The sequence below is a fragment of the Xanthomonas sp. NCPPB 1067 genome (assembly GCF_020783795.1).
GTDB classification, from domain to species: Bacteria; Pseudomonadota; Gammaproteobacteria; order Xanthomonadales; family Xanthomonadaceae; genus Xanthomonas; species Xanthomonas melonis.
Genome location: NZ_JAJGQG010000061.1, coordinates 1 through 2,338, shown reverse-complemented (window position 1 = coordinate 2,338; position 2,338 = coordinate 1). Strand labels below are relative to the sequence as shown.

The 2,338-nt window shown below is 58.9% G+C and carries 1 protein-coding gene and 2 pseudogenes; all 3 read left to right on the top strand.

Features of this window, described 5'->3' with window-relative positions; all coding sequences use genetic code 11:
- Window positions 1–133 precede the first annotated feature (133 nt).
- Window positions 134–334, top strand: a pseudogene (locus LL962_RS21090) (hypothetical protein); the annotation flags it as partial.
- Between the two features lie 46 nt (window positions 335–380).
- Entirely contained in the window at window positions 381–1,010 is a 630-nt protein-coding gene (locus LL962_RS20740) for an imm11 family protein (RefSeq protein WP_228318275.1), read from the top strand.
- Between the two features lie 322 nt (window positions 1,011–1,332).
- Window positions 1,333–2,338: pseudogene (locus LL962_RS20735) on the top strand (hypothetical protein); the annotation flags it as partial.

Below are 2,338 nucleotides of genomic sequence, written 5' to 3'. Positions count from 1 at the left end.
AATCTTGGGTGGGCGCCCCATCTCGATCCCTTGTTTCCACGTTGGGATCATAGATTACCATTATGTAAACACCCTCTCAGATCGCACCGCTTTGTATTTTCTGGCTGAATTTTATTTTCTGACTGTAATTGACAACGACGCCGCAGCGCTGACGTCAAAGGGTACACTGACACCGCAGGACCCTTATCGCCAGCCGACCAATACCACTGACCGTCCCAGCCTGAGCAACGCCGACGGCCGGGCAGCCGATGGCCTCCCGATGTCACCAGCGGTGCAGCAGGCGCTGCCCGACCCGGATGCGTTGACCGCCTCCAACGGCCAGCGCTATTACCGTCGCGCAGTTTGCTACGCTTGACCGCAAGAGCGTTTTGGAGAAAACAGTGTCTACCCAGAATAAGCCCAAAAAAGGTGAGTTCTATCTCCTTAGGTCCGATATGCGTGGCGGTGGTCGAGGGCATGGTGTGGAGTTCGAGAACGAAGATGCAGTGCCATTTTCCCTCGCTGACAGCCTGCCCGGAGAGGATGCGGGGCTGGCTGTGTTGAAGGAGACCCCGCGCCTGCGCTACGACAGCCGCATCGGCGATATGCCCAATGACATGCACGATGGCTTCAAAAGCTACTGGCTGGTCTCCGAACCGCTGAAGCAGGTGTTTGAGGCTGCGGACCCGGAAGGCTTTGCCTTCGCACTCTGCGACTTCCGATTGGAAGACGGTACGCCCGGAGCGCCGCACTATCTTTGCGAGGTGGTGCGGATCATCGACGCCATCGACGAGGAGGCATCCACCGTCAAGGTGTTGACCGGATACCGTAATGGAAAGTACTACAGCGTTACGGGTGGTGCCGAGTTGGCATTCAGGAGAGACGTGGTTGGGTCCGCGCATGTCTTCAGGACTCCGCATACAGCAGATGCCTTTTGCGATCGGTTCTTGCGGGATACATTGATTGCGCAGGGATTTGGCAAATCTCCCAGGACGCGCGGCGTTAGGTTGATGGACGCTTTCGGTTGCTGATTGATGAATTTTCTACCGCTTGATGGAGTGAAAGCAGATGCCGGCCAGTAACGTCATCCTTGAAAGTCATCATGTCATTGAAAACACCATCTTTCGTGATCATAGGTTGCTCAAAAAATTGGCCGATCATGGCTTGATCGACAAGGATGTATCGACCAATCGCCTGTATCTGCCGGTCGATGGCAAGCTGGCCGACGAAATCGAGACATCCCCCCACCGAGGGCGCACGCGAAGTTCTTACACGGATGCAATTTCTGGTTATCTTAACGACATCCTTAAATCCCCGGATGGCGAACTGGCCATGCGTAATGACGCTGCTGCATTGAAGCGCGTCGCCTCCCAGGTCCACGACCTACAAGACACCCTCAAAATCGCCCTGATCAATCGCGACATGTTCGCAACCACCCCGGATCACTTGACCAAGGCCGAGACGAACGCACAAAACTACCGCACTCTTTCCGAGTACGAGCAATACCGCACTGCCCATGCCGACCAGTTGAAGATGCTGCGCTCGATGAGCAACGTCGAATCCGAATGGGCCGCCATCATCCACTCCGAGCAGCGGATCGCAAAAGTAATCGATGACGCACGCACGACGGGCAAAAATCTGGTCGCCGTCCCCAATGAACGCGACGCCGTTATCCGCGAGATCGCCGGCCGCGAGGAATTGCGCATGGCGATTGCGCACGCCGAAGATGCCGGCCGAATAAGGCTATCTGAGTCCAATGCGGCGTTGGTCAAGCAGGTATTGGATGACACCCCGACAACCATCGGCGGTACTGCACGCAGCATTATCCAAGGCTCAGGCGTCGCACCGCATCCGCCGTACATACCGGTTTCGCAACGCGGCTTCGCCACCGGCGAGCTATTGGCTGGCGACTTGTCTGCCGGCCAGGCGCTACGCAGCGCCGGCCTGTTCGCCACGGCCGCCGACACGGTGATGACCGGCCAGCGCGCCACACGCTTGCTCGGCCAGGACAATCCGCTCGCCGCACAATCGGAGCTTGCTCACTTCGCCGGCCGCAACGCTGGCGGCTGGGCTGGCGGCACGGCTGCTGCCTACGCGTTGGGTAGCTCGGGCGCCGGGCCGATGGTGTTGATCGCAGCCGATGCCTACTTCATGACCAAGGCCGGCGAGAAGGCCGCCGAGCTGCTCGACAACCGCGCTATCTACACCCAGACCGATCGGGAAGCCACGCAGTGGTCGTTCAACGGCACCGCCTGGGCGCGCGACGGCAGGGCCGACACCACCAACGACGGGATAGACAACCCTACCGCCACGCCCATCGTCGCCAGCTACGAGAAGGCACGCGAACTCAACTACCAGG